Genomic DNA, 19,826 nt, shown 5'->3' with positions numbered 1-19,826 from the left:
GGACTACGACGACGGCCGCGCCGCCATGGCCGGCCTCTACCGCAAGGGGGTCGAGATGCAGTGGGACGCCACGACGCGCATCGACTGGAGTCAGGAGCTCGACGAGGACAATCCCGAGCAACTGCCCGAGGAAATGCTGCCGATCTCCGGCATGGCCCAATACGAGGCCATGTCGCGCCAGGAGAAGGCCACCGTCCGGCGTCACTTCCAGGGCTGGCAGATCGCCCAGTTCATGCAGGGCGAGCAGGGGGCGCTGATCTGCGCCGCCAAGATCGTCACCCAGGTGCCGGACATCGATTCCAAATTCTACGCCGCCACCCAGACCATCGACGAGGCTCGCCACGTCGAGAGCTACAAGCGCCTCCTGGAAAAGTTCGCTGTCGCCTATCCAATGACCCCGCCGCTTCAGGAGCTGATCGACCAGGTGCTGCGCGATAGCCGCTGGGACATGACCTATCTGGGGATGCAGGTGGTCATCGAGGGCCTGGCGCTGGCCGCCTTCCAGCAGATCCGCGACAACGCCCAGAACCCCCTGGCCGCGGCGGTCAACGCCTATGTCATGCAGGACGAGTCCCGCCACGTCGCCTTCGGCCGCCTGGCCCTGCGCGACTACTATCCGACCCTCACCCAGAAGGAGCGCGACGAGCGCGAGGAGTTCCTGCTCGAGGCTTGCTACCTGATGCGCGATCGCTTCGACGCCGTGGAGGTGTGGAAGCGCCTTGGGCTGGATCCGGCCGCCTGCGCCGCGCACATGTACGACTCCGGCTTCATGGCCGCCTTCCGCTCGTCCCTCTTCACCCGCATCGTGCCAATCGTGAAGGACATCGGCCTCTGGGGCCCTACCATCCGCAAGGGCTACGAGGAGATGGGGATCATCGGCTTCGCCGACACCGACGTGCAGGCGTTGCAGGACGATGACGAAAACATCGCCCGCGATTTCGACGCCCGCCGCGCCTACGTCGACAGCGTCATCGCCAGGGCGCAGGCCATGGAACCGGCTTAGAGGTCAGCGTCCAGTACTATCTCAGCGGCCAAGCCGCAGCCAACCAGCGGAGGGAGTCAGTTGAACGCGATCGCCGACACTGCCGCTGCGATGCTGGACGGTTCGATATCATACTTGCTCGGCGCCCGGAGAATCATGGACTTGGGCTTCAAAGCTGATCTCGATCGCGACCCGGATTTCCTCCCTTTCATTGGCGTATATTCGGAGAGCGACGCATTGCCGCTCGATCCGGAGTTCAGGAAGCGCTGGCAGCCAGAGGCGCTGCTAAGGCTTGAACCTGCGATCGAAGCTAAGGAACGGTGGGCTAGGGAGTTCCTTCGTCCTTATTGCGTTCGGTTGAACGAACGCTTCGGGTCAAGTTCGAACTGAGACACTACCCGCCACGGACGCTGCCCTTGCGGTAACGCGCCGATTCTCGTTTAGTGTGCGATTGAGCTTTTCTGAAAGAGGGCCTTTCGTGACCGCCATATTGAACGAGCCGCGCCGCTCGGCCCGCAAGGCCAAGGGCGACGGCCATCTGCGCCGCGCCGAGATTCTGGAGGCTGCCGAGCGCATCTTCGTCGCCCACGGTTACGAGGCGGCCACCATCCGCAAGATCGCCGACGAGGTCGGCGTCTCCTCCACCGCGCTCTACATGCACTTCCAGGACAAGGGCTGCATCCTCCTGGAGATCTGCGAGGGGACGCTGAAGCTGCTGCTGGAGCGCAATCGCGAGTTCGCGTCGCGTCCGCTTGATCCGGTGGTGCGTGTGCGGATGATGCTGGAGGCCTACATGCGCTGGGGCCTTGAGCATCCCAACGCCTATCAGCTGGTGTTCTCCGGGCCGCGGATCATCGCCGCAGACCCCTGGCCGGAGGGCACGGCCGACATGGGCGCCCAGTGCTACGACATCTTCCGCGACGTGGTGCGTGAGATCGCAGCGTCCGCGCGCCTACGCACCGGCTCGGCGGATTCCGCGGCCCAGGCGCTGTGGATGTCGACGCATGGCGTCGTCGCGCTCTACGCCTCGCGTCCGAACTTCGGCTGGGCGCCCGCCGACGAACTGATCCAGGTGACCCTCGACGGCCTCCTGAACGGCCTCATAACCGACTGATGGGCGGCTAGGGTTCGCTTCCGAGGCTCCGCGACAGCGGAGGCTCAGTCTTTCAACCACGGAAAACACTGAAAGATCACGGAAGACGCCGGCGCTTTCCGTGTTTTCCGTGTTTTCCGTGGTTCTAATAGGAGGCGCCCGCTCCGCGGGCCTCTCAGGACTGCCGCGTTCGCGCTTTTCGTGGTTCGAAGAAGGTCTATCGCCCGGTCGTCGAGGAGTCGGCGATCGTCGGCAACGGGTTCACCGGGGCCGCGCCATAGGCGCCGCGCTTCAGGTCGGCGCTCAGCGTGATCGGGATCGAGCCGCCGGCCAGCTTGGCGCGGTAGACTTGCATGTTCTCCATCACCCGCATCACGTAGTTGCGGGTCTCCGAGAACGGGATGCACTCGATGTAGTCCAGCGGGTCGGTGGAGCCGCCGCGCGGATCGCCACAAAACTGGGTCCACTGCGTCGGGCGCCCAGGCCCGGCGTTATAGCCCGCCGCGGCCATGACGTAGGAGCCGGAGAACTGGCTCACCAACTGGCCTAGGAAGTTCGCGCCCAGGCGCATGTTGTACTCGGGCTCGTCCAGTTGCGAGGGCGAGTAGCCGACACCGATCCGCCGGGCCAGGATCTTTGCCGTCGCCGGCATCAGCTGCATCATGCCCCGCGCGCCGGCGCCGGAGCGGACGTTGGGGTCGAAGCTGCTCTCCTGGCGGGTGATCGCCAGCACCAGGGCGGGCTCGGCCGCGCCGCCGTCGGGCGCACTGCGCAGCGGATAGGCCCGTTGCGGCAGGATGAAGCCCCGTTGCGCTGCGCCGCGGGCGGCCTTCATGGAGAGCTCCATATCGCCGTAGCCACGGGCCAGATCGACCAGCTGCGCCTCGTCTTCGGCGGTGGGCAGGATGTCATCCAGGTTCAGCACGAACACCTTGAAGAGTTCGCGCTGGCCGTAGTCGAACAGCAGGCGTGTGGCGGCGATCTCGTCGCGCGCTTCGAACGCCGCGTGGGCCTGCGGCGTGATCTGCGGATCGGAGGCCAGCGTGAGGCGCATCCCCAGCTTTTCCGCCGCCAGCATGCCGTAGAAGCAGGTGTTGTACTTCGCGGCCTGGGCGTAGAAGCCCTGAGCGGCGGTCTTGTCGCCGCGCGCCTCGGCGGCGCGGCCTTCCCAATAGAACGCCCGGCCGCGGGTCACCGGCGAGGTGCCGATCCGTTCCAGATTGGCGAAATGCTTGGCCGCCTTGGCCGGGTCGTTGAGCTTGGTCAGCGCCACCCAGCCGGCGTCGAATTCCGCGTCCGCGCCGGGCGAGCCGGAGGTCAGGCCGCTGTCGGCGGCCGCGGAATAGGCGGCGTGCGCGTCGCCGGCGCGCAGCGCCGTCAGCACCAGATGGCGCCGCTCGTCCCAGATGCGGTCGCCCTGGTCGACGCTGGTCACCTCGTGCGGGAAATAGGCCGCTTCCTCGAGCGCTGCCATGTCCATGCCCTTGCGGCGCAGGAAGGCGGCGCGTTCGAAGGCCACGCCCGGCGATTGCGCCAGCGAGGGCGGCAGCGTGGCCACCTGGTCGGTGGCGTCACGGGCGTCGCTCCGCAGCGCCAGGCGCGCCCGGGCCGCCTGCTGCTGGTCGGCCGGCAGCAGGGCCAGCATGTCCCGCGCGGCGCCCAGTTCCTTGCCATAGAGCAGGACGTCCGCTCGGCGGACGTGGTCCTCGCCGGTCAGCACGTCGCCGAAGCGGGCCAGCATGGCGCGCTGAGCGGCCTCATCGAAGCTCTTGTCGCGCCACCAATGCTTGACCAGCGTCGTGGCGTCGGCGGGCCGGCCCAGGCCCCGATAGGCCGAAGCCAGCGCCATAGCGCCCTGCGCCGTGGCCGGCTCAGCGCCGGCGAACCAGTCGACGACCTGCTGCGGGGTCTTGCCGGCGGTCTCCAGCAGGCGCTCGGCGGCGGCCTGGCGGCGTTGCGCGCGCGGCCAGCCGGCTAGATCGCGCCGGGCGTTGTCGACGTCATAGAAGCCCACCATGTCGGCGTCGCAGTCGATCAGCACCCAGGTGGCGGTCTTGCGCGCCAGGGGATCGCTCATCTGCGAGATGGCGTCGCGGGCCCCGTTCACGTTGGCCCGCCGCGCCGCCTCGATGGCCTGGCGCAGCAGGCCGGCGTCGCGGTCGGTGAGGCGATGGGAGGCGTTGGCCGGCTGCAGGGGCGCGTCGCCCATGATCGAGGGCTTGGTGACGCTCTCCAGCAGGTCGCCCAAGGGATCGACGGTCTGCGCGCGCGCCGCCACGCTCGCCATGGCGGCGACGCCTGCGATCATCACGGCCTTGCGCACTAGTCTGTTCACGTGACGCCCAACGGAACTCGAAACGAATCAATAGGACATTGCGGGCCATGCCCACCCGATCATATTGTCGCGCCGAATCTGAACGATGCCTTTCCAGGCGTCCAATCACGGCAATTTGCATTCCATGACCGAGCCTATGTTCCGGGGCGTCCTTCCCGCCCTCGTCACCCCGTTCCGCGACGGGGAAGTCGACGAAGACGCCTTCATTCGCCTCGTGGAGCGCCAGATCGCAGGCGGCGTGCACGGCCTCGTGCCGGTGGGCACCACTGGGGAGAGTGCGACGCTAAGTCACGACGAGCATCGCCGGGTGATCGAGCTGTGCGTGAAGACCGCCGCCGGCCGTGTGCCGGTGGTGGCGGGCACGGGCTCCAATTGCACAGAAGAAGCCGTCGAGCTCACGCGGCACGCCAAGACCATCGGCGCCGATTGCGCTCTGATCGTCACGCCCTATTACAATCGCCCCAGCCAGGAGGGAATGTACGCCCACTACGCGGCGATCAACGAGGCCGTGCAACTGCCGATTCTGGTCTACAACGTTCCCGGGCGCACGGGCGTGGACATCTCCAACGACACGCTCGCCCGCCTCGCCAAGCTGCCGAACATCGTCGGGATCAAGGACGCCACCGGCGACCTGGCCCGCGCCAGCCAGCAGCGGCTGATGTGCGGCGAGGGCTGGACCATGCTCTCCGGCGATGACCCGACGGCGCTGGGCTACATGGCCCACGGCGGCCACGGCTGCATCTCGGTCACCGCCAATGTCGCGCCCGAGCAGGTTTCGGCCTTCTACAACGACGCCATGGCCGGCCAGTGGCAAGGCGCGCTCTACGGCCAGGACCGGCTGATCCGTCTGCACAAGGCGCTGTTCACCTACGCCTCGCCGTCGCCGACCAAGTTTGCGCTTGCCCATCTCGGCCTCTGCGCTGAGGACGCCCGCCTGCCCATCGTGCCGGCCGGCGCGGCCTCGCGCACCGAAGTCCTCGCCGCCATGCGGGACGCGGGGGTTCTCTGAGTGCGTGTTTCTCTTGCCGCTCATCCCGGCGAAGGCCGGGACCCAGATTGCGAAGCGCCGAAGGTTGACTGGTTTTCGCTGAGCGCGATCGCGCCCGCATCTGAGCTAACCCATCTGGGTCCCGGCCTTCGCCGGGATGAGCGGCTTTAAGCATGGCCGCCTCCGATACGCCGCGGAAACTGATCGCGGAAAACCGCCGCGCGCGGTTCGACTATTTCCTGGAGACCTTCTTCGAGGCCGGGCTTCAGCTCACCGGGTCCGAGGTCAAATCCCTGCGCAACGGCCGCGCCAATATCGCCGAGAGCTATGCGGCGGTGGAGGGCAACGAGATCATGCTCGTCAACGCCGACATCCCGCCCTACGCCCAGGCCGGTCCGCACTTCAACCACGAGCCGCGCCGCCACCGGAAGCTGCTCCTGAAACGCAAGGAGATCGACAAGCTGATCGGCGCCGTACAGCGCGACGGCCGCACGATCATCCCGATCAAACTCTTCTGGAACGACCGGGGCCTGGCCAAGCTCGAGGTGGCGCTGGCCAAGGGCAAGAAGGACCACGACAAGCGCGAAGCCACGGCCGAGCGCGACTGGCAGCGCGATAAGGCCCGGCTGATGAAGGACCATAGCTGAGGTGCGTCCGGCCGCCGTCGAGGCCCTGGAGCGCGACACCGTCGCCGCCGTCGCGCCGCCGCAGACCCTGGAGATCGGCGGCTGGCTGGTCCCCCTCGACAACGGGACCATCGGCCGGGCCAGGAGCGCCGCGCCGCTCAGCCACGACATGGGCCCCGAAGCCGTCGGCGAGATCGAGGCGGCCTACCGCGAACGGGGATTGAAGCCCGCCTTCCGCGTCGCCGACGTTCCGTCTCTGGCCGCCGTCCGCGAGGAGCTCACCCGCCGGGGGTTTGCGCCTGAGCAGCCGACGATCTTCAAGACCGCTTTTATCGCGGAATTGGCTGAGTTTTCAGAAACCTCCGCGCGTATCCTGTCAGAGCCTGACGATGCCTGGGGCGCGGTCTTCCTGGGCGAAGGCTTCGATCCGGCCGACGGCGCCCACCGCATCGCGGCGCTCACTCGTTCGCCCGGCGCCATCTACGGCGCGGCCGGCGAGGACGGCGAAACCCAAGGCGTCGGCGTCATGAGCTTCGGGGCCGCTTGGGCCGGCATCCACGGCATGCGCACCGCGCCCGCGCATCGGGGCAAGGGCCTGGCCGCCGCCGTCCTTGCCGCCATGGGCCGGGAAGCTCGGGCGCGGGGCGTGGAGCGCGTCTTCCTGCAGGTCGAGGAGGCGAACGCGGCCCGCCGCATCTACCGCAAAGCCGGCTTCAGCTCCGCCTGGCGCTATCACTACTGGCGGTGAGCTACTTCGCCAGGTCCTTCAACACGCTCTCCCACTGGAACAGCGCCCCGTCGATGGTCGCCACCGGGACCCGCTCGTTCAGGCCGTGGGCGAAGTCGTCCGATGACTTCATGAAGGCGCCGCCGATCCCGTAGGCGGGCACGCCCAGGGCGCGGAAGAACATCGAATCCGTCGCTCCCGCCGACATGGTCGGGACCACCGACAGGCCGGGATAACGCGCCTGCACCGCCTTGGTCACCGCGGCCAGAACGTCGGGACGCAGGGGCGAGGCGCCGGCGTCGATGGCTCCGTCGTTCTGGCGCTCGATCCTGGCCTTCGGGTCGGCGATCACCTTGGCGAGGGTCGCGCGCACCTCTTCCGAGGGCGTGCCGGGGAAGATGCGGCAGTTGACGTTGGCCATGACCTTCTGCGGGAGCGCGTTGGTGGCGTGGCCGCCCTCGATCATCGTCGCCACACAGGTGGTGCGCAGCTGGCCCGCGAAGTCGGGATCGGCCGACAGGGTGTCGATGGCGCCCTGGTCCCTGGGATTGGCCACATAGCGGCGCAGCGCCTCGCCCATCGGGCCCTGGACCTGGCTCGCCGCCGCCTTGAAGCCGGCCATGGTGATCTCGCTGGTCATCACCGGGAAGCGATAGGCCTCCAGCCGTTCCAGGTCGTGCGACAGCTGGTAGATGGCGTTGGTCTTGCCGGGCCGGCTGGAGTGGCCGCCGGGGTTGGTGACGATGATCTGGAAGTCGGCGTAGGTCTTCTCGGCCGCCTGCAGGCCGTAATAGACCGGCTTGCCGTCCTCGCTGAGCTCCCCGCCGCCGCCGTCGCCGTTCAACACCAGCTCGGCGTTCTTCAGCTCGCCGGCGAACACCCGCGCGGTCTGCTGCAGGGTCTCCTCGTCGCCCGACAGCGCCAGGATCACGTCGCGTCCGGGCCTCCAGCCCTCGCGGCGCAGCTTGCCCAGCACGGTGATCACCATGGAGACGTCGAACTTGTCGTCGATGGCGCCGCGGCCGAAGACGTAGCCATTCTCAACAACCGGGGTGAACGGATCGCGCGTCCAGTCGGCGGGCTTGGCCTCGACCACGTCCATGTGGTCGATGATCACGATCGGCTTCAGGTGCGGGTCCGCGCCCGGATAGCGGGCGATCAGGATCGAGGTGCCCAGCACCGGGCGGACGGTCACCTCGTCGGGCGTATAGCCCGACTGCACTAAGACGCTCTTCAAGTACTCGGCATAGGGCTTCACCTGGTCGCCGGGGATCACCGTGCGGAACGAGATGCTCTTTTTCAGCAGCGCCAGCGCCTGGTCGTGCTCGGCCGGATCGACCTTCGGGCTTTGCGCGGACGCAGGGGCGGAGAGCACGGCGGCGCAGGCGGCGAGGCCGAGGAACAGGGGTGTCTTCAAGGTTAGGGAATCCACTGCAGGCTGAGGTGGCGCGAGCCTAGCGGGGTGGGCGTCAGGAAGCGAGGGGGCGAGGCGAGGGGAACCTTTCGGCGCCGCTCAAGCTTAGGTCACCCAAAGGACGCCGCGCCGATTTGGCGCCGCGCCAAAGGACGGAAACACCCCATGGACAACCACAGTCTGATTGCCTGGCTGGTTATTGGCGCGATCGCCGGCTGGCTCGCCGGGACCTTCGTACGCGGCGGCGGCTTCGGCCTGATCGGCGACATTGTGGTCGGCATCATCGGCGCCTTCATCGGCGGCTGGCTGGCGGGCGTGCTGCATATCCACGTCGGCACGGGCTGGATCTCCGCGATCCTCACCGGCTTCGTCGGCGCGGCCCTGCTGCTGATCATCCTGCGGGCCGTGCGCCGAAGAGCCTAATTCTCGAGGGGGAACTCGCCCTCTCGCCAGGCCTTCATGCCGCCGTCCAGGGCGATGGCGCGGCCATAGCCCAGCTCACGCAGGGTGGCCGCCGCCAGGGTCGAGATCTTGCCGAATTCGCAGACCGTCAGGATCCGCAGCGTCGGGTCCGGAAGCTCGGTGTTGACGCGCAGCTCGAGCTGGCCGCGGGGCAAGTGGCGCGCGCCGGGCACGTGGCCCGCGTCGAAGGCCTCCTTCTCGCGGATGTCCAGCACCACCACGTCGCGGGAATTGCCGCCCAGCCGCGCGTTCAGCTCGGCCAGTGACATGAACGGCACCTTGGCCGCCGCCTCGCTGAGCAGTTGCGCCACCGTCTTGCCGCCGCTCATGTTGGTGCGCAGCGCCTCGGTCAGGTGGGTGGGCGCGGCCAGGTCCAGCGCCTGCATCATCGCCACGAACGCCGCCCGCTCGGTCTTCTGCAGCCGAGGGTTTTCCGCGATCTCCGCGCCGATGGTGGAGTGCGAGCGGCCCTTATAGTCGTGCGCCGGGAAGACCTCGGTCTCCGGCGGCAGCCGCAGCAGGCCCTCGAACAGGCTGTCGAACAGCTCGTGCGGGTCACCGGTGGGCAGGTCGGTGCGCCCCGTGCCGCCGATCAGCAGGGCGTCGCCGGTGAACACCCGGTCGTCCATCACCAGGCTCATGGAATCCCGGGTGTGGCCGGGCGTGTGCAGCGCCTTCAGCTTCAACCCGCCGGCGATCAGCATGTCGCCGTCGTCCAGCCGCATATCGGCGTGCGGCGCCGGCGAAAGCCGATGCATCACCACCGGCGCGCCCAGCGCCTTGCCCAATTCCTTGCTGGCCGAGAAGTGGTCGGCGTGGGTGTGGGTGTCGACCACATATTTCACGGTCAGGCCGTGCTGGGCCAACAGGCCGCGATAGTGGTCGATGCGGCTGAGCTCGGGGTCGATGAGCACCGCCGCCTTGGTCGCCTCGCAGCCCAACAGGTAGCTCTGGCACCCGCCCGTCGCGATCTGTTCGAAAATCATACCAGGTCCCCCGACCGATCAAGTTCGACCGAGGAAACCTACCATCCAATCAGCGTCCGCGCGCGGCGGAACACCGCCTCGAACATCTCCGGCGTCAGCCGCCCGGTGTTCGTGTTGAGCCGCGAGCAGTGGTAGCTGTTCAGCACCACATAGGGCCCCGCCTGGAACTCCGTGCCGTGGCCCGGCAGGCCGGCCGAGGCCTTCAACCCCAGCGCCTTCAGCACATTGCGCCGCGACACGTCGCCCAGGGTCACGATCACCTTCAGCCGGGGCAGGGCGGCGATGCGGGCGGTCAGGAATGGGCGGCAGCGGTTCTCTTCCGAAGTCTCCGGCTTGTTGCCCGGCGGCGCGCAACGGACGGCGTTGGAGATCATGCAGTCGACCAGCTGCAGGTCGTCGTTCCCGTCGGGGTCATAGTCCCCGGTGGCGAAACCGCATTTCTTCAGGGTCGCATAGAGCAGCATGCCGGCGTGGTCGCCGGTGAAGGGCCGCCCTGTGCGGTTCGCGCCCTGGCGGCCGGGCGCCAGGCCCGCCACCAGCAGGCGCGCGTCCTCGTCACCGAACGAGGGCGCCGGGCCGTTGAACCAGTTGGGATGGGCCGCCGCATTGTCGGCGCGATAGGCCACCAGCCGCGGGCACAGCGGGCAGTCGCGCGCGGGCTCCGGCTCGACGCCGGCTTCAGGCCCCCAACCTCTAGGCTTCTGCATCGGCTTCGGGTTCGTCCTCGTGGCGCCGCTCGCTGCGGCTTTCCTGGATGAAGCGCGGCAGGCGCGAGGGCCGCCCGATGATCTCCGACAGGTCCGCCAGATCGACGAAGTTGTCCGCCTGCCGGCGCAGGTCGTCCGAGGCCATCGGCGGCTGCGACTTCACGGTGGAGACGACCGTGACCCGCGAGCCCTTGCGTTGTACCGCCGCCACCAGCGCCCGGAAGTCGCCGTCGCCGGAGAACAACACCAGGTGGTCGGCGCCGCCGGCGGCCATCTCCATCATGTCCACGGCGATCTCGACGTCCATGTCGCCGCGCCAGCGTTTGCGCCCCTGGCTGTCGGTGTATTGCCGCGCGGCCTTGGTCACCAGGGAGTAGCCGTTGTAGTCCAGCCAATCGACCAGCGGGCGGATCGGGGAGTACTCCTCGTCCTCCACCAGGGCGGTGTAATAGTAGGCCCGCACCAGGACGCCGCGCTTGCGGAACTCTTCCAGGAGCTTGCGGTAGTCGATGTCGAAACCCAGGCCCTTGGCCGCGGAATAGAGGTTCGACCCGTCGATGAACAATGCCAGGCGGTCGGTGGGGTAAAAGGTCATCGTCTCAAAATTCCCAATGGCGAAATATTCGAAGGACCGAACGCTTGGGGCGCGATAACGCGGTGATCGTGGCCCTGGGCTCGAATATGCCCGGCGATCAGCCGTCGTCCGAAGCCTTGCTTGAAGCGGCCCTGTCGCGGTTCCCCCAGGCCGGATTGCCCGTGCTGGCCCGATCGCGCTGGTGGAGCTCTGCCGCCTGGCCCGATCCGAAGGGCAAGGAATATCGCAACGGCGTGGCGATTGTCGAGGCGAGCGGCCCTCCACGGACGGTTTTGGAGGCGCTTTTTGCCATTGAGGGTCAGTTTGGACGGATCCGCGGCGAAGCCAATGCGCCGCGCACGCTCGACCTCGACCTGATCGCCTATGGCCGCCAGGTGAGCGACGCCCCCGGCCTGATCCTGCCGCATCCCCGGGCGCACGAACGGCTCTTCGTGATGGGCCCGCTGGCGGAGATCGCGCCCGACTGGGTGCACCCGGTGCTGGGCAAGACGGCAGCAGAGTTGGCGGCGAGTGCGACGGTCGGGCGCGACGCGAAGCCTCTCTAACCCCGATCGTCCCGGCGAAAGCCGGGACCCAAGCTGAGCCTGCGATCTCGCGCGATCGAAGGAAGTCCCCGGGTCTGTATGGATCCCGGCTTCCGCCGGGATGAGCGGTTGAAAATCAGGCCACCCGCCGCCGGTCGTCCCGCGCGATCTGCAGGCCTCGCGGGCCGGGCGCCAGGGTCCAGCGGCCGCGGTCCACCAGGTCGGGGTCGAGCTTGGAGGCGATGATCGCGCCCTCCATCACCAGCCCGGCGGCGAGCTTCGGCGGTACGATCTGTGCGGTCTGGGTCATCAGCCGGGCGGCGACCAGGCCCAGGATCGAGGACCAGTGCGCCTCGTGCAGCGGCGGCTCGTCGCCCAGCTCCAGGGGCATGGGCGCGATGATGATCCGCCGCGTCGTCGGCCAAAGCACCCGCAACAGGTCCTGCGGCCGGGCGAGCGGCGCGCGGTCCTCGCTGGCTTCCAGCCGGCCGAGCTCGCCCTCGGCGGCGGCCTTGGCGATGTTGCGTTCCAGCTCCCAGTAGTCCGCGAAGTCCGTGCGTTTGGCGCCCGCCTGAGACGCCGCCTGCACCACGAAACGCTGCAACGGAAGGCCGTGGCCGTAGCCCAGCAGCAACGCCGCATTGATCCAGCGCCCGGCCAGGAACCGCTGGCCCTCGGGGTTCTTGCGCAGCATCAGGCTCTCAGGGGCCACCAGATCGCGCCGGGCGGTGAGCAGCTCGCCCTGCTCCAGCGCCGAGTTCTGCGCCGCGAAACCCGCCAGGGCGCCGGCCGCCACCAGCAGGCTCTGGGCGCGCACGTCGGTGGCCGGGATCTTCTGCAGCAGCAGCTGGCGCACGCCCGCCGACACCAGATTGGCGCGGTTGACCGACTCCGGCTCCCAGGGGAAGCGTTCCTGGCGGGCAGGGGACGCGGACGACATACGGGACTCCGGGGAGGTGCGAAGCCTCACCCTAGCGGCCATCGGTTGAGCAATTGCAACCGGGCGTGGTGAACAGGACGTAAGGAAGCCCAAGCTACGCCTGCGGCTTTGGTAGTGTCTCAGTTTGAAATCGGCGGCAGTTGACAAGCATGGCGTCCGGCTCGCGCTCCCCATATGATCGGCGCATGGCCGAATTTCTTCATCTCAAGCCTGGAGCATCGCCGCCGAGTGATGCGAATTGGGTCTTGATCCGGCGCACGCCGTCTGGCGCGTTCGACATCGAAACATGCGTGGGCGAGCCTAAGAGCCTTGTGATCTCATACGACACAGGCGTTTCGCCTCAGACGTTCGCAATGCAGCGGGCCGCCGCCGAGGCTGATCGTCTCGGGATTCCGTTCGTTCACATTCAAGGGGGCGAGCTTGCCTAAGGGCCCCCAAGGACAGAAGCGCCCCGCCGACGCCATCGGCCTCGCTGTCATGATCGGCAAGATCGCGACGGGCGAGGTCGAGGATACCGGCGTCGATCCATCGAAGGCGCACCACAGTGCAGGCGGCAAGAAGGGCGGCGCGGCCAGGGCGGCGGCGCTGACGCCGGAACAGCGGTCGGAAATCGCCAAGAAGGCGGCGGCCAAACGCTGGGGAAAAGCATAGGACTGCGCATATTTAGGGATTGGAAACCGGAAGCGGGTCAGGCATATTTACAGCCTCACCCCCGACTCGGAGCTGCCGCCCTTGCCTACGCCCAACCAAGAGACCGTCAAGCAGGTCCTCGCCATTGGTGACCGCGCCGCGCTGATCCGCGGCGCCGTCGAGGATTCGTGGTCGAAGGTCTCGACCGAGTTCGCCGATTTGGCTTGGTGGCGCCGCAAGACCACCCGCGCCGCGCTGGTGTGGGAATATGCTGTGCAGGCGGCAATCGAAGCTCTCGCCGGCGACCCCGGCGTGCGCGTCGTTCGCCATCACGACACGGTATCATTCGTCATCGATGAGACGGTGCTGATCCGGTTCAAGAAGGCCAACATCGAACTCAAGTCCAGCAACTATCCGACCTTTCTGGCGCAGCTCTTCCACGATCACGAGGTTCCTGACCTATTCGGCCTGGGCGAACTGCAGCGGGTCGAGGCGGCATACGTCCTGAATCGCTTTCAGACCGGAATCGTTTGGGTCGGCATGGTCGCGAGGGACAAGCGTCAAGTGTCGTGGAACTTTGAGCTGGTGCCCGCCAGCGGCGCCGAGATCATCGAGCTGCCGACGCGCACGGAGCCCGTCGCGCCTGCCGCCGATGCAGTTATTCAGCCTCGGGGCACCGCCACGTCTGACGACGAGAAGAGCGGCAAAGAGGGTGAGTGATGCCCTCCGACTTCAATCCTGGGCTGCTGCTTCTGGCGAGGCAGTACCGACAGAAGAGTCAGTCTGAGGTCGCGGCCAGCGCTGGGCTGAATCAAGGTCACTACAGCCGGATTGAGAACGGGCTGACGGTTGATGGCCCATCTGCGGATAACGTGACGCGGATCGCCGACGCGCTGCGCTTCCCCGCGCCCTTCTTCTATCAGGAAGATGGCCTCACGGGGTTGCCCCTGAGCGTCCACCCAATGAACAGGAAAAAGGCGAGCGTCCGAGAGGGTGCCCTCCGGCAAGTGCACGCCGAACTGAACCTCAGGCTGATCCACCTGAGGAGATACCTTCGGGCCGTTGATCTTGTTCCACAATTGCCCCGTCCGAAGATCGATGTTGATGAGGGTGGCGGCCCCCAGGAGATCGCTCGTGCGATCCGCAAGGCGTGGTCTATCCCTGAGGGACCGATTGCGAGCCTGACTGACCTCTGCGAGCGCGCCGGGATCGTCGTGATCTGGTGCGAGTTCGACGCCCCGATTGATGGCGTCACGATGACGGTGCGCGATCTGCCGTCGTGCATCTTTCTTAATAGCCGAGTACCGGCCGACCGGATGCGGTTCTCCCTGGCCCATGAGTTGGGCCACATCATCATGCACACGGTTCCTACAGAGCACATCGAAGAAGAAGCGAACGCCTTCGCAAGTGAGTTGCTCGTTCCGGAAAAGACGTTTTCCCGGAGTGTTATCGGTCAGCGCGTCACCCTTGAGTGGTTGGCACGTCAAAAAGCCTATTGGCGCGTGTCTATGGCGTCTCTTGTCTATCGCGCATCGACGCTGGATCTGATTACGCGCCATCAGAGCGAATATCTGTGGAAGAAGTTCTCAATGCTTGGATGGCGCACTCGGGAGCCTCAAGAAACTGACTTTCCCCATGAGAAGTCGACCGTGTTCCCCGGCGTCGTGCGCTTTCATGCCGAAGAACTTGGATACGGCGTCGATGAGCTGCGCGGGTTCCTGAACCTGAGCGAGGACGACATACGGCGCCTGTACGGCACGTATCTCGGGAAGCATCGCCTCTATGCCGTGAAGTGAACTTTATGCGTGACACTCAAGCAATAAGTTCAGATAAAAGGGGCATGAACAAGCTGCCTCTGGCCAAGCGCGTCCAAATCCTCTCGATGCTCTGCGAGGGCGTCTCGATGCGGTCGATCAGCCGGATCGCGGACGTGTCGATCAACACCGTCACGAAGCTTCTGGAAGACGCTGGCGAGGCCTGCCTGGCGATGCATAACGAGCTGGTGCGCGGCGTGAAGGCCGAGCGCATCCAAGCCGACGAAATCTGGTCGTTCTGCTACGCCAAGCAGCGGAACCTCGCCAACGTGAAGGGCGCCCCGGAGTTTGCTGGCGACGTGTGGACCTGGACCGCGCTCGACGCCGACACGAAGCTGATGGTTTCGTATTTCGTGGGCGACCGCTCCGGCCAAAGCGCCAGCATCGTTATGGATGATCTGCGCAGCCGGATCGTCAGCGAGCGCGTCCAGCTCACCACGGACGGCCACACGGCCTATCTACGGGCCGTGGACGACGCCTTCGGGATCGATGTGGACTACGCCATGATCGACAAGATTTATCAGTCGGACACGAAGCTCGGGCAGGCCCGCTACAGCCCGCCGATCTGCACCGGCGTGAAGACCAAGATCATCGAGGGCAACCCGGACCCGGCGCACATCTCCACATCCTACGCCGAGCGGGCGAACCTTTCGATCAGGATGCAGAACCGCCGTTTCACGCGCCTAACCAATGCCTTCTCGAAGAAGCTTCAAAACCATATCCACGCCCTGGCGCTGTACTTCGCATTCTACAACTTCGTGCGCATCCACAAGACGCTGCGCATGACGCCGGCCATGGCGGCGGGGATCACGGACAAGCTGTGGTCGATGGAGGACATCGCCGAGCGGATCGAGGCGAGCCTCCCGCAGCCCGCGAAGCGCGGGCCATACAAGAAGCGGGCTCAGTAGGGGTATTCGACCCCGGTTATCCAGTGTCGCAGATTAGCTTCGCCAAAGGCCGAATTTGTTGGTGGATAAAGATTCAACCCCGCGCCATCCGTCGGTGCCGCACCAAACTGGGTAACTGGGTTGTAGCCAGACGACGACTGCACATCGATGGTGAAGCGCCGCAATTCACGACCGGACGACACGATAAATGCTCGGAAGAGCATCAGAGCCGGGACGATATGATTTAGCCAATCCTCAACCGGCTGATCATTTGTTCCAAGTCGCGGATACCTGTAGGAGCTACCGCCAAGGTTTTCCCAGCCAAGGCGCTCGAAGAAGCTCTGGATTCGATTCCGCTCCTGTGGATTGGCGCCTACGATATCGAACGTTGCAATGACAGGCACCAGTGACACTCCCCAGCTTCACCACGAAGGTACCTGAGCGTCGATCGATTTCAAACTGAGACACTACCGCGGCTTTTGCGGCATTGCACAATGCGCCCCGAACCTCTATTTTCCCCGGTTCTCCCCCCGTTCCGAGGACTCCATGGCTCGCGTCACTGTCGAAGACTGCATCGAAAAAGTGCCCAACCGCTTCAACCTCGTGTTGCTGGCGGCGCATCGCGCCCGCGCCATCTCGGCCGGCGCGCAGATCCTGGTCGATCGCGACAACGACAAGAACCCGGTCGTCTCCCTGCGCGAGATCGCCGACGACGTGGTCGACGCCGAGGAGCTGCGCGAAACCCTGATCGGCACCCTGCAACGCGTCGACGAGCGTTCGGAAGCCGAGGAAGAGGCCGAGACCCTGGCCTTGCTGGCCGATCCGACCCACATGCAGATGAGCGAGCTGGAACTGGTCCGCGCGCTGCAGAGCGACCGCGACGGCGGTCAGGAGGAGCGGTACTGAGCCCAGAAGGCACAGAACCTCTCACCACCAAGGCGGCGCCTGAAACCGCCGCCCTCCCTAAGGACGTCCCAATCTCCGCCGCCGTTCCCGCCCCTCCATCGGGCAAAGGGGGAGCGGCGTCTGCGCGTCCGAAGATGCTCCGCCAGTTCGAGCTGATCGAGAAGGTCCGCTCCTACGACCCCACCGCCGACGAGGCGCTGCTGAACCGCGCCTATGTCTACGCCATGCGCATGCACGGCGCGCAGAAGCGGGCCTCCGGCGATCCCTATTTCGCCCACCCCATCGAGGTGGCGGGTATCCTCACCGACTACCGCCTCGACACGGCGACCATCGTCACCGCCCTCTTGCACGACGTGATCGAGGACACCCCGGTCACCCGCGCCGAGATCGACGAGCTGTTCGGCTCCGAGATCGGCGAGCTGGTCGAGGGCGTCACCAAGCTCTCCAAGCTGGAACTCTCAAGCGAGCATCTGCGCCAGGCGGAGAACCTGCGGAAGTTCATCCTGGCGATCAGCCGCGACGTCCGCGTCCTCTTGGTGAAGCTGGCCGACCGCCTGCACAACATGCGGACGCTGCAGTACATCTCCAGCCCCGCGAAACGCGAACGGATCGCGCGCGAGACCCTGGACATCTACGCGCCGCTGGCCCGCTCCATCGGGGTGCATGTGATCTGCACCGAGCTGGAGGAGCTCGCCTTCGAGCACCTCAACCCGGTGGCCCGCGACGCCATCGGCCGGCGGCTGGAGACGCTGCGCCAGCAGCAGGGCGGGGCGGTCAGCCTGGTCTCCGGCGAAATCGCTGAGCGGCTGGAGGCGGGCGGCATCCCGGCCCGGGTCTTCGGGCGCGAGAAGAACGCCTATTCGATCTGGCGCAAGCTGCAGCGCAAATCGATCGGCTTCTCCCAGCTCTCCGACATCTACGCCTTCCGGGTGATCGTCGACACCGAGGACGACTGCTACCGCGCGCTGGGCGTCATCCACCGCGCCTGGCCCTCGATCCCCGAGCGGTTCAAGGACTTCATCTCCACGCCCAAGCGCAACAACTACCGCTCGCTGCACACTACCGTCGTCGGTCCCCGGAGCATGCGGATCGAGATGCAGATCCGCACCGAGGCCATGGACCGCGTGGCCGAGGAGGGCGTGGCCGCCCACTGGCGCTACAAGGACAAGTCCTACGGCTTCGACCTGGAGCATCAGAAGGCCGCCGGCGGCCGCGACCCGCTGGTCAACCTGCGCCACCTCGTCCAGGTGCTGGAGCACGGCGGCGACGCTGAGGAGCTGATGGAGCACGCCAAGCTCGAGATGTTCCTCGACCAGGCGTTCGTCTTCACGCCCAAGGGCCGGCTGGTCAGCCTGCCCCGGGGCGCCATGCCGCTGGACTTCGCCTACGCGCTTCACACCGACATCGGCGACACCTGCATCGGGGTGAAGATCAACGGCGAGCTGAAGCCGCTCCGCACCGTCCTGCAGAACGGCGACGTGGTGGAGGTGATCCGCGGCGGCAAGCCCGTGGTGCCGCCGGACTGGCGCTCGATCACCATCACCGGCCGCGCACGCTCCGCCATCCGCCGCCACATCCGCCAGACGGAGAAGGAAGAGTTCACGAGGCTAGGCCGCGCCACCGTCGACCAGACGTTCGAGGCGGCGGGCAAGTCGCGCAAGGACGTGTCACTCCGGCCCGCGCTGGACCGCTTCGGCGTCGCGACCGAGGACGAGCTGTTCAGCGCCGTCGGCCGCGGCCGGGTCTCGCCGCCGCAGGTGCTGGAGGCGCTGTTCCCGGGGCTGAAGGCCGATGAGAAAAAGGCCGCCGCCGCGCGCCACCGCATCGAGGACGGCAAGGCCGCCAAGCTCTATGTCCGCGGCGGAGGCCTGACGCCCGGCGTCAGCATCCATTTCCACGAGGGCTGCTCGCCGGTGCCGGGCGACCGGATCGTCGGCATCATCGAGGACGACGGCAAGGGGCTGACCGTCCACACCATCGACTGCGACAGCCTGGCGGCGTTCGAGGATCACGAAGAGGTCTGGCGCGACTTGCAGTGGACGCCGGAGGCCGAGCGCAACTCCATCGCCCGCGCCAAGCTGATCGCCACCATCCGCAATTCGCCCGGCGTGCTCGGTCAGGTCTGCACGATCATCGGCGAGGCCGGCGGCAACATCGTCCAGCTGCGCATGCACCACCGCCAGAACGACTTCTTCGACGTGGACATCGACGTCGACGTCAACGACGCCCGCCACCTGACCCACATCGCCGCGGCGCTCCGCGCCAACCCCAGCGTCGAGACTGTGGACCGGCGCAAGACCTAGTCTCTTACCGCTCATCCCGGCGAAGGCGGGGATCCAGATGGATTGTCTCAGAGGCAGTCTCGATTTCCGCCGAGCTCATCCGATCAGCATCAGAGTCATGCGATCTGGATCCCGGCCTTCGCCGGGACGAGCGGAATCAGATGTTCAGGCCGCCAGCTTCAGACGCTTTTCGGCCTGCCAGTCCTTGGTGATGCGGTTGATGATGTAGGGCGGGGTCCAGCCGAAGTCGCCGTCGTCATCGGGGTCGTCGGCCAGGAACAGCGGCGTGAACACCTTGTAGTTCTGCTCGACGATCGCCTCGCAGAACGATCGCAGCAGTTCGGGGTCGCTCAGGTGGCGGCCGATGCCGTCGTCATGGACGTCCTTCCGCGCGCCGGCGCCGACCGGCAGCCAGATCATCGGATAGGGTTGCTCGTCCATGACGCCGCGCAGTTTCTGTGCGCCGGAGAAGTGCAGCGGCAGGGGCTCGTCGGCGGTGGCGTAGGAGCTGGTCAGCAGGAACGCCAGGTCGGCCGACAGGATCAGCCGGCGCGGGCTCGACCAGGCGGTCAGCCGGAAGCCCGTGTCGATCGACGGGCCCACGAAGTCGCGAATGATGTCATGGCGGCCGTTCCCCCCGTACCATTGGTCGCGCATCTCGGCCTGCAACAGGACGGCGTCGTCGATCCGGTCGGAACGGAAATGCGCGCCCCCGCGGCGGAAAAACACCTCGGAGTTCGGCGCCGGGAACAGGGCGACCCAGGCCGTGGACTTCACGTCGATGTCCTCGACCAGGGTGGCCAGGTCGCAGCGGTAGGCGCTGAGCGCCGCCAGCCAGATGTAGATGGCGTCCACCGCCTGGGCGCGGGTCACCAGGTCACACGTGTAGAGCAGCTCGTCGCCGTTGGACTTCCAGAACTCCGGCGGG

General features: G+C 66.7%; 23 protein-coding genes. 15 read left to right on the top strand and 8 right to left on the bottom strand.

The features are described from left to right. From VHS75_RS11090 to VHS75_RS11080, 3 genes are all read left to right on the top strand, one after another. Positions 1-1,003: ferritin-like domain-containing protein (locus VHS75_RS11090; protein ID WP_329638676.1), on the top strand; the 1,003-nt coding region annotated here is incomplete at its 5' end. A gap of 60 nt (positions 1,004-1,063) precedes the next feature. Continuing rightward, a complete protein-coding gene (locus VHS75_RS11085; RefSeq protein WP_329638675.1) occupies positions 1,064-1,372 on the top strand; it encodes a hypothetical protein in 309 nt (102 codons plus the stop codon). An 88-nt stretch (positions 1,373-1,460) separates the two neighbouring features. Continuing rightward, entirely contained in the window at positions 1,461-2,096 is a 636-nt protein-coding gene (locus tag VHS75_RS11080; protein WP_329638674.1) for a TetR/AcrR family transcriptional regulator, read from the top strand. 196 nt (positions 2,097-2,292) lie between these two features. Here VHS75_RS11080 and VHS75_RS11075 read toward each other — a convergent pair whose 3' ends face one another. Beyond that, positions 2,293-4,410, bottom strand: a complete 2,118-nt coding sequence (locus tag VHS75_RS11075) for a lytic transglycosylase domain-containing protein (RefSeq protein ID WP_329638673.1) — start codon at positions 4,408-4,410, stop codon at positions 2,293-2,295. 124 nt (positions 4,411-4,534) lie between these two features. On the opposite strand from VHS75_RS11075, the gene dapA reads away from it, so the two are divergent. From dapA to VHS75_RS11060, 3 genes are all read left to right on the top strand, one after another. After that, positions 4,535-5,419, top strand: coding sequence for a 4-hydroxy-tetrahydrodipicolinate synthase (dapA, locus tag VHS75_RS11070; protein ID WP_329638672.1), 885 nt, complete (start codon positions 4,535-4,537; stop codon positions 5,417-5,419). A gap of 152 nt (positions 5,420-5,571) precedes the next feature. Further along, positions 5,572-6,045 carry an SsrA-binding protein SmpB gene (gene smpB, locus VHS75_RS11065; protein WP_329638671.1) on the top strand — a complete coding sequence of 158 codons (474 nt, stop codon included), beginning with the start codon at positions 5,572-5,574 and terminating at the stop codon, positions 6,043-6,045. A 1-nt stretch (position 6,046) separates the two neighbouring features. Next, positions 6,047-6,772 carry a GNAT family N-acetyltransferase gene (locus VHS75_RS11060; protein ID WP_329638670.1) on the top strand — a complete coding sequence of 242 codons (726 nt, stop codon included), beginning with the start codon at positions 6,047-6,049 and terminating at the stop codon, positions 6,770-6,772. Between the two features lies 1 nt (position 6,773). Here the strand turns inward: VHS75_RS11060 and VHS75_RS11055 are convergent, their stop codons facing one another. Further along, positions 6,774-8,168, bottom strand: coding sequence for a M20/M25/M40 family metallo-hydrolase (locus tag VHS75_RS11055; protein WP_329638669.1), 1,395 nt, complete (start codon positions 8,166-8,168; stop codon positions 6,774-6,776). Between the two features lie 162 nt (positions 8,169-8,330). Between VHS75_RS11055 and VHS75_RS11050 the strand changes: the two genes are divergently transcribed. Beyond that, positions 8,331-8,588: a GlsB/YeaQ/YmgE family stress response membrane protein gene (locus tag VHS75_RS11050; protein ID WP_329638668.1), complete on the top strand. Its 258-nt coding sequence runs from the start codon at positions 8,331-8,333 to the stop codon at positions 8,586-8,588. On the opposite strand, the gene VHS75_RS11045 is transcribed toward VHS75_RS11050, so the two are convergent. The 3 genes from VHS75_RS11045 to VHS75_RS11035 are packed head-to-tail and all read right to left on the bottom strand — an operon-like array spanning position 8,585 to position 10,915. Next, positions 8,585-9,613, bottom strand: coding sequence for an MBL fold metallo-hydrolase (locus tag VHS75_RS11045; RefSeq protein ID WP_329638667.1), 1,029 nt, complete (start codon positions 9,611-9,613; stop codon positions 8,585-8,587). The two genes, VHS75_RS11050 and VHS75_RS11045, sit on opposite strands and share 4 nt — an antisense overlap. Before the next feature lie 38 nt (positions 9,614-9,651). Continuing rightward, complete coding sequence (locus tag VHS75_RS11040; RefSeq protein WP_329638666.1) at positions 9,652-10,320, bottom strand: uracil-DNA glycosylase; 669 nt, start codon at positions 10,318-10,320, stop codon at positions 9,652-9,654. Beyond that, the gene (locus VHS75_RS11035; RefSeq protein ID WP_329638665.1) at positions 10,307-10,915 is read right to left on the bottom strand and encodes an NYN domain-containing protein; all 609 of its coding nucleotides are present in this window, start codon (positions 10,913-10,915) and stop codon (positions 10,307-10,309) included. Before VHS75_RS11035 ends, VHS75_RS11040 begins: the two co-directional genes overlap by 14 nt. A 44-nt stretch (positions 10,916-10,959) precedes the next feature. Here VHS75_RS11035 and folK point away from each other — a divergent pair, with 44 nt between their 5' ends. Then, the gene (gene folK, locus VHS75_RS11030) at positions 10,960-11,460 is read left to right on the top strand and encodes a 2-amino-4-hydroxy-6-hydroxymethyldihydropteridine diphosphokinase (RefSeq protein WP_329638664.1); all 501 of its coding nucleotides are present in this window, start codon (positions 10,960-10,962) and stop codon (positions 11,458-11,460) included. 115 nt (positions 11,461-11,575) lie between these two features. Here folK and VHS75_RS11025 read toward each other — a convergent pair whose 3' ends face one another. Continuing rightward, positions 11,576-12,379, bottom strand: coding sequence for a hypothetical protein (locus VHS75_RS11025; protein WP_329638663.1), 804 nt, complete (start codon positions 12,377-12,379; stop codon positions 11,576-11,578). A gap of 185 nt (positions 12,380-12,564) precedes the next feature. Here VHS75_RS11025 and VHS75_RS11020 point away from each other — a divergent pair, with 185 nt between their 5' ends. The 5 genes from VHS75_RS11020 (at position 12,565) to VHS75_RS11000 (ending at position 15,731) form a co-directional block, all read left to right on the top strand. Then, a complete protein-coding gene (locus VHS75_RS11020) occupies positions 12,565-12,807 on the top strand; it encodes a hypothetical protein (RefSeq protein ID WP_329638662.1) in 243 nt (80 codons plus the stop codon). Between the two features lie 49 nt (positions 12,808-12,856). Continuing rightward, positions 12,857-13,030 (top strand): hypothetical protein, encoded by a 174-nt coding sequence (locus VHS75_RS11015; RefSeq protein ID WP_329638661.1) that lies wholly within the window; start codon positions 12,857-12,859, stop codon positions 13,028-13,030. Positions 13,031-13,111: 81 nt separating this feature from the next. Continuing rightward, positions 13,112-13,729 (top strand): hypothetical protein, encoded by a 618-nt coding sequence (locus tag VHS75_RS11010; protein ID WP_329638660.1) that lies wholly within the window; start codon positions 13,112-13,114, stop codon positions 13,727-13,729. Beyond that, positions 13,729-14,805, top strand: a complete 1,077-nt coding sequence (locus VHS75_RS11005; protein WP_329638659.1) for an XRE family transcriptional regulator — start codon at positions 13,729-13,731, stop codon at positions 14,803-14,805. The genes VHS75_RS11010 and VHS75_RS11005 overlap by 1 nt, the downstream gene beginning before the upstream one ends. 44 nt (positions 14,806-14,849) lie before the next feature. After that, positions 14,850-15,731 (top strand): IS1 family transposase, encoded by an 882-nt coding sequence (locus VHS75_RS11000; RefSeq protein WP_329638658.1) that lies wholly within the window; start codon positions 14,850-14,852, stop codon positions 15,729-15,731. On the opposite strand, the gene VHS75_RS10995 is transcribed toward VHS75_RS11000, so the two are convergent. Then, positions 15,725-16,114, bottom strand: coding sequence for a hypothetical protein (locus tag VHS75_RS10995; RefSeq protein ID WP_329638657.1), 390 nt, complete (start codon positions 16,112-16,114; stop codon positions 15,725-15,727). The two genes, VHS75_RS11000 and VHS75_RS10995, sit on opposite strands and share 7 nt — an antisense overlap. A 142-nt stretch (positions 16,115-16,256) precedes the next feature. Between VHS75_RS10995 and rpoZ the strand changes: the two genes are divergently transcribed. Together rpoZ and VHS75_RS10985 are read left to right on the top strand one after the other, a co-directional pair. After that, positions 16,257-16,616 carry a DNA-directed RNA polymerase subunit omega gene (gene rpoZ, locus VHS75_RS10990; protein ID WP_299544812.1) on the top strand — a complete coding sequence of 120 codons (360 nt, stop codon included), beginning with the start codon at positions 16,257-16,259 and terminating at the stop codon, positions 16,614-16,616. Positions 16,617-16,750: 134 nt separating this feature from the next. Then, complete coding sequence (locus VHS75_RS10985) at positions 16,751-18,919, top strand: bifunctional (p)ppGpp synthetase/guanosine-3',5'-bis(diphosphate) 3'-pyrophosphohydrolase (protein WP_329638656.1); 2,169 nt, start codon at positions 16,751-16,753, stop codon at positions 18,917-18,919. A 144-nt stretch (positions 18,920-19,063) separates the two neighbouring features. Here the strand turns inward: VHS75_RS10985 and VHS75_RS10980 are convergent. Beyond that, a partial coding sequence (locus VHS75_RS10980) for a hypothetical protein (protein ID WP_329638655.1) occupies positions 19,064-19,826 on the bottom strand: 763 nt, incomplete at its 5' end.

The sequence above is a fragment of the Phenylobacterium sp. genome (assembly GCF_036264965.1).
Lineage (GTDB): Bacteria > Pseudomonadota > Alphaproteobacteria > Caulobacterales > Caulobacteraceae > Phenylobacterium.
This window is presented reverse-complemented; position numbering and strand designations above follow the sequence as displayed.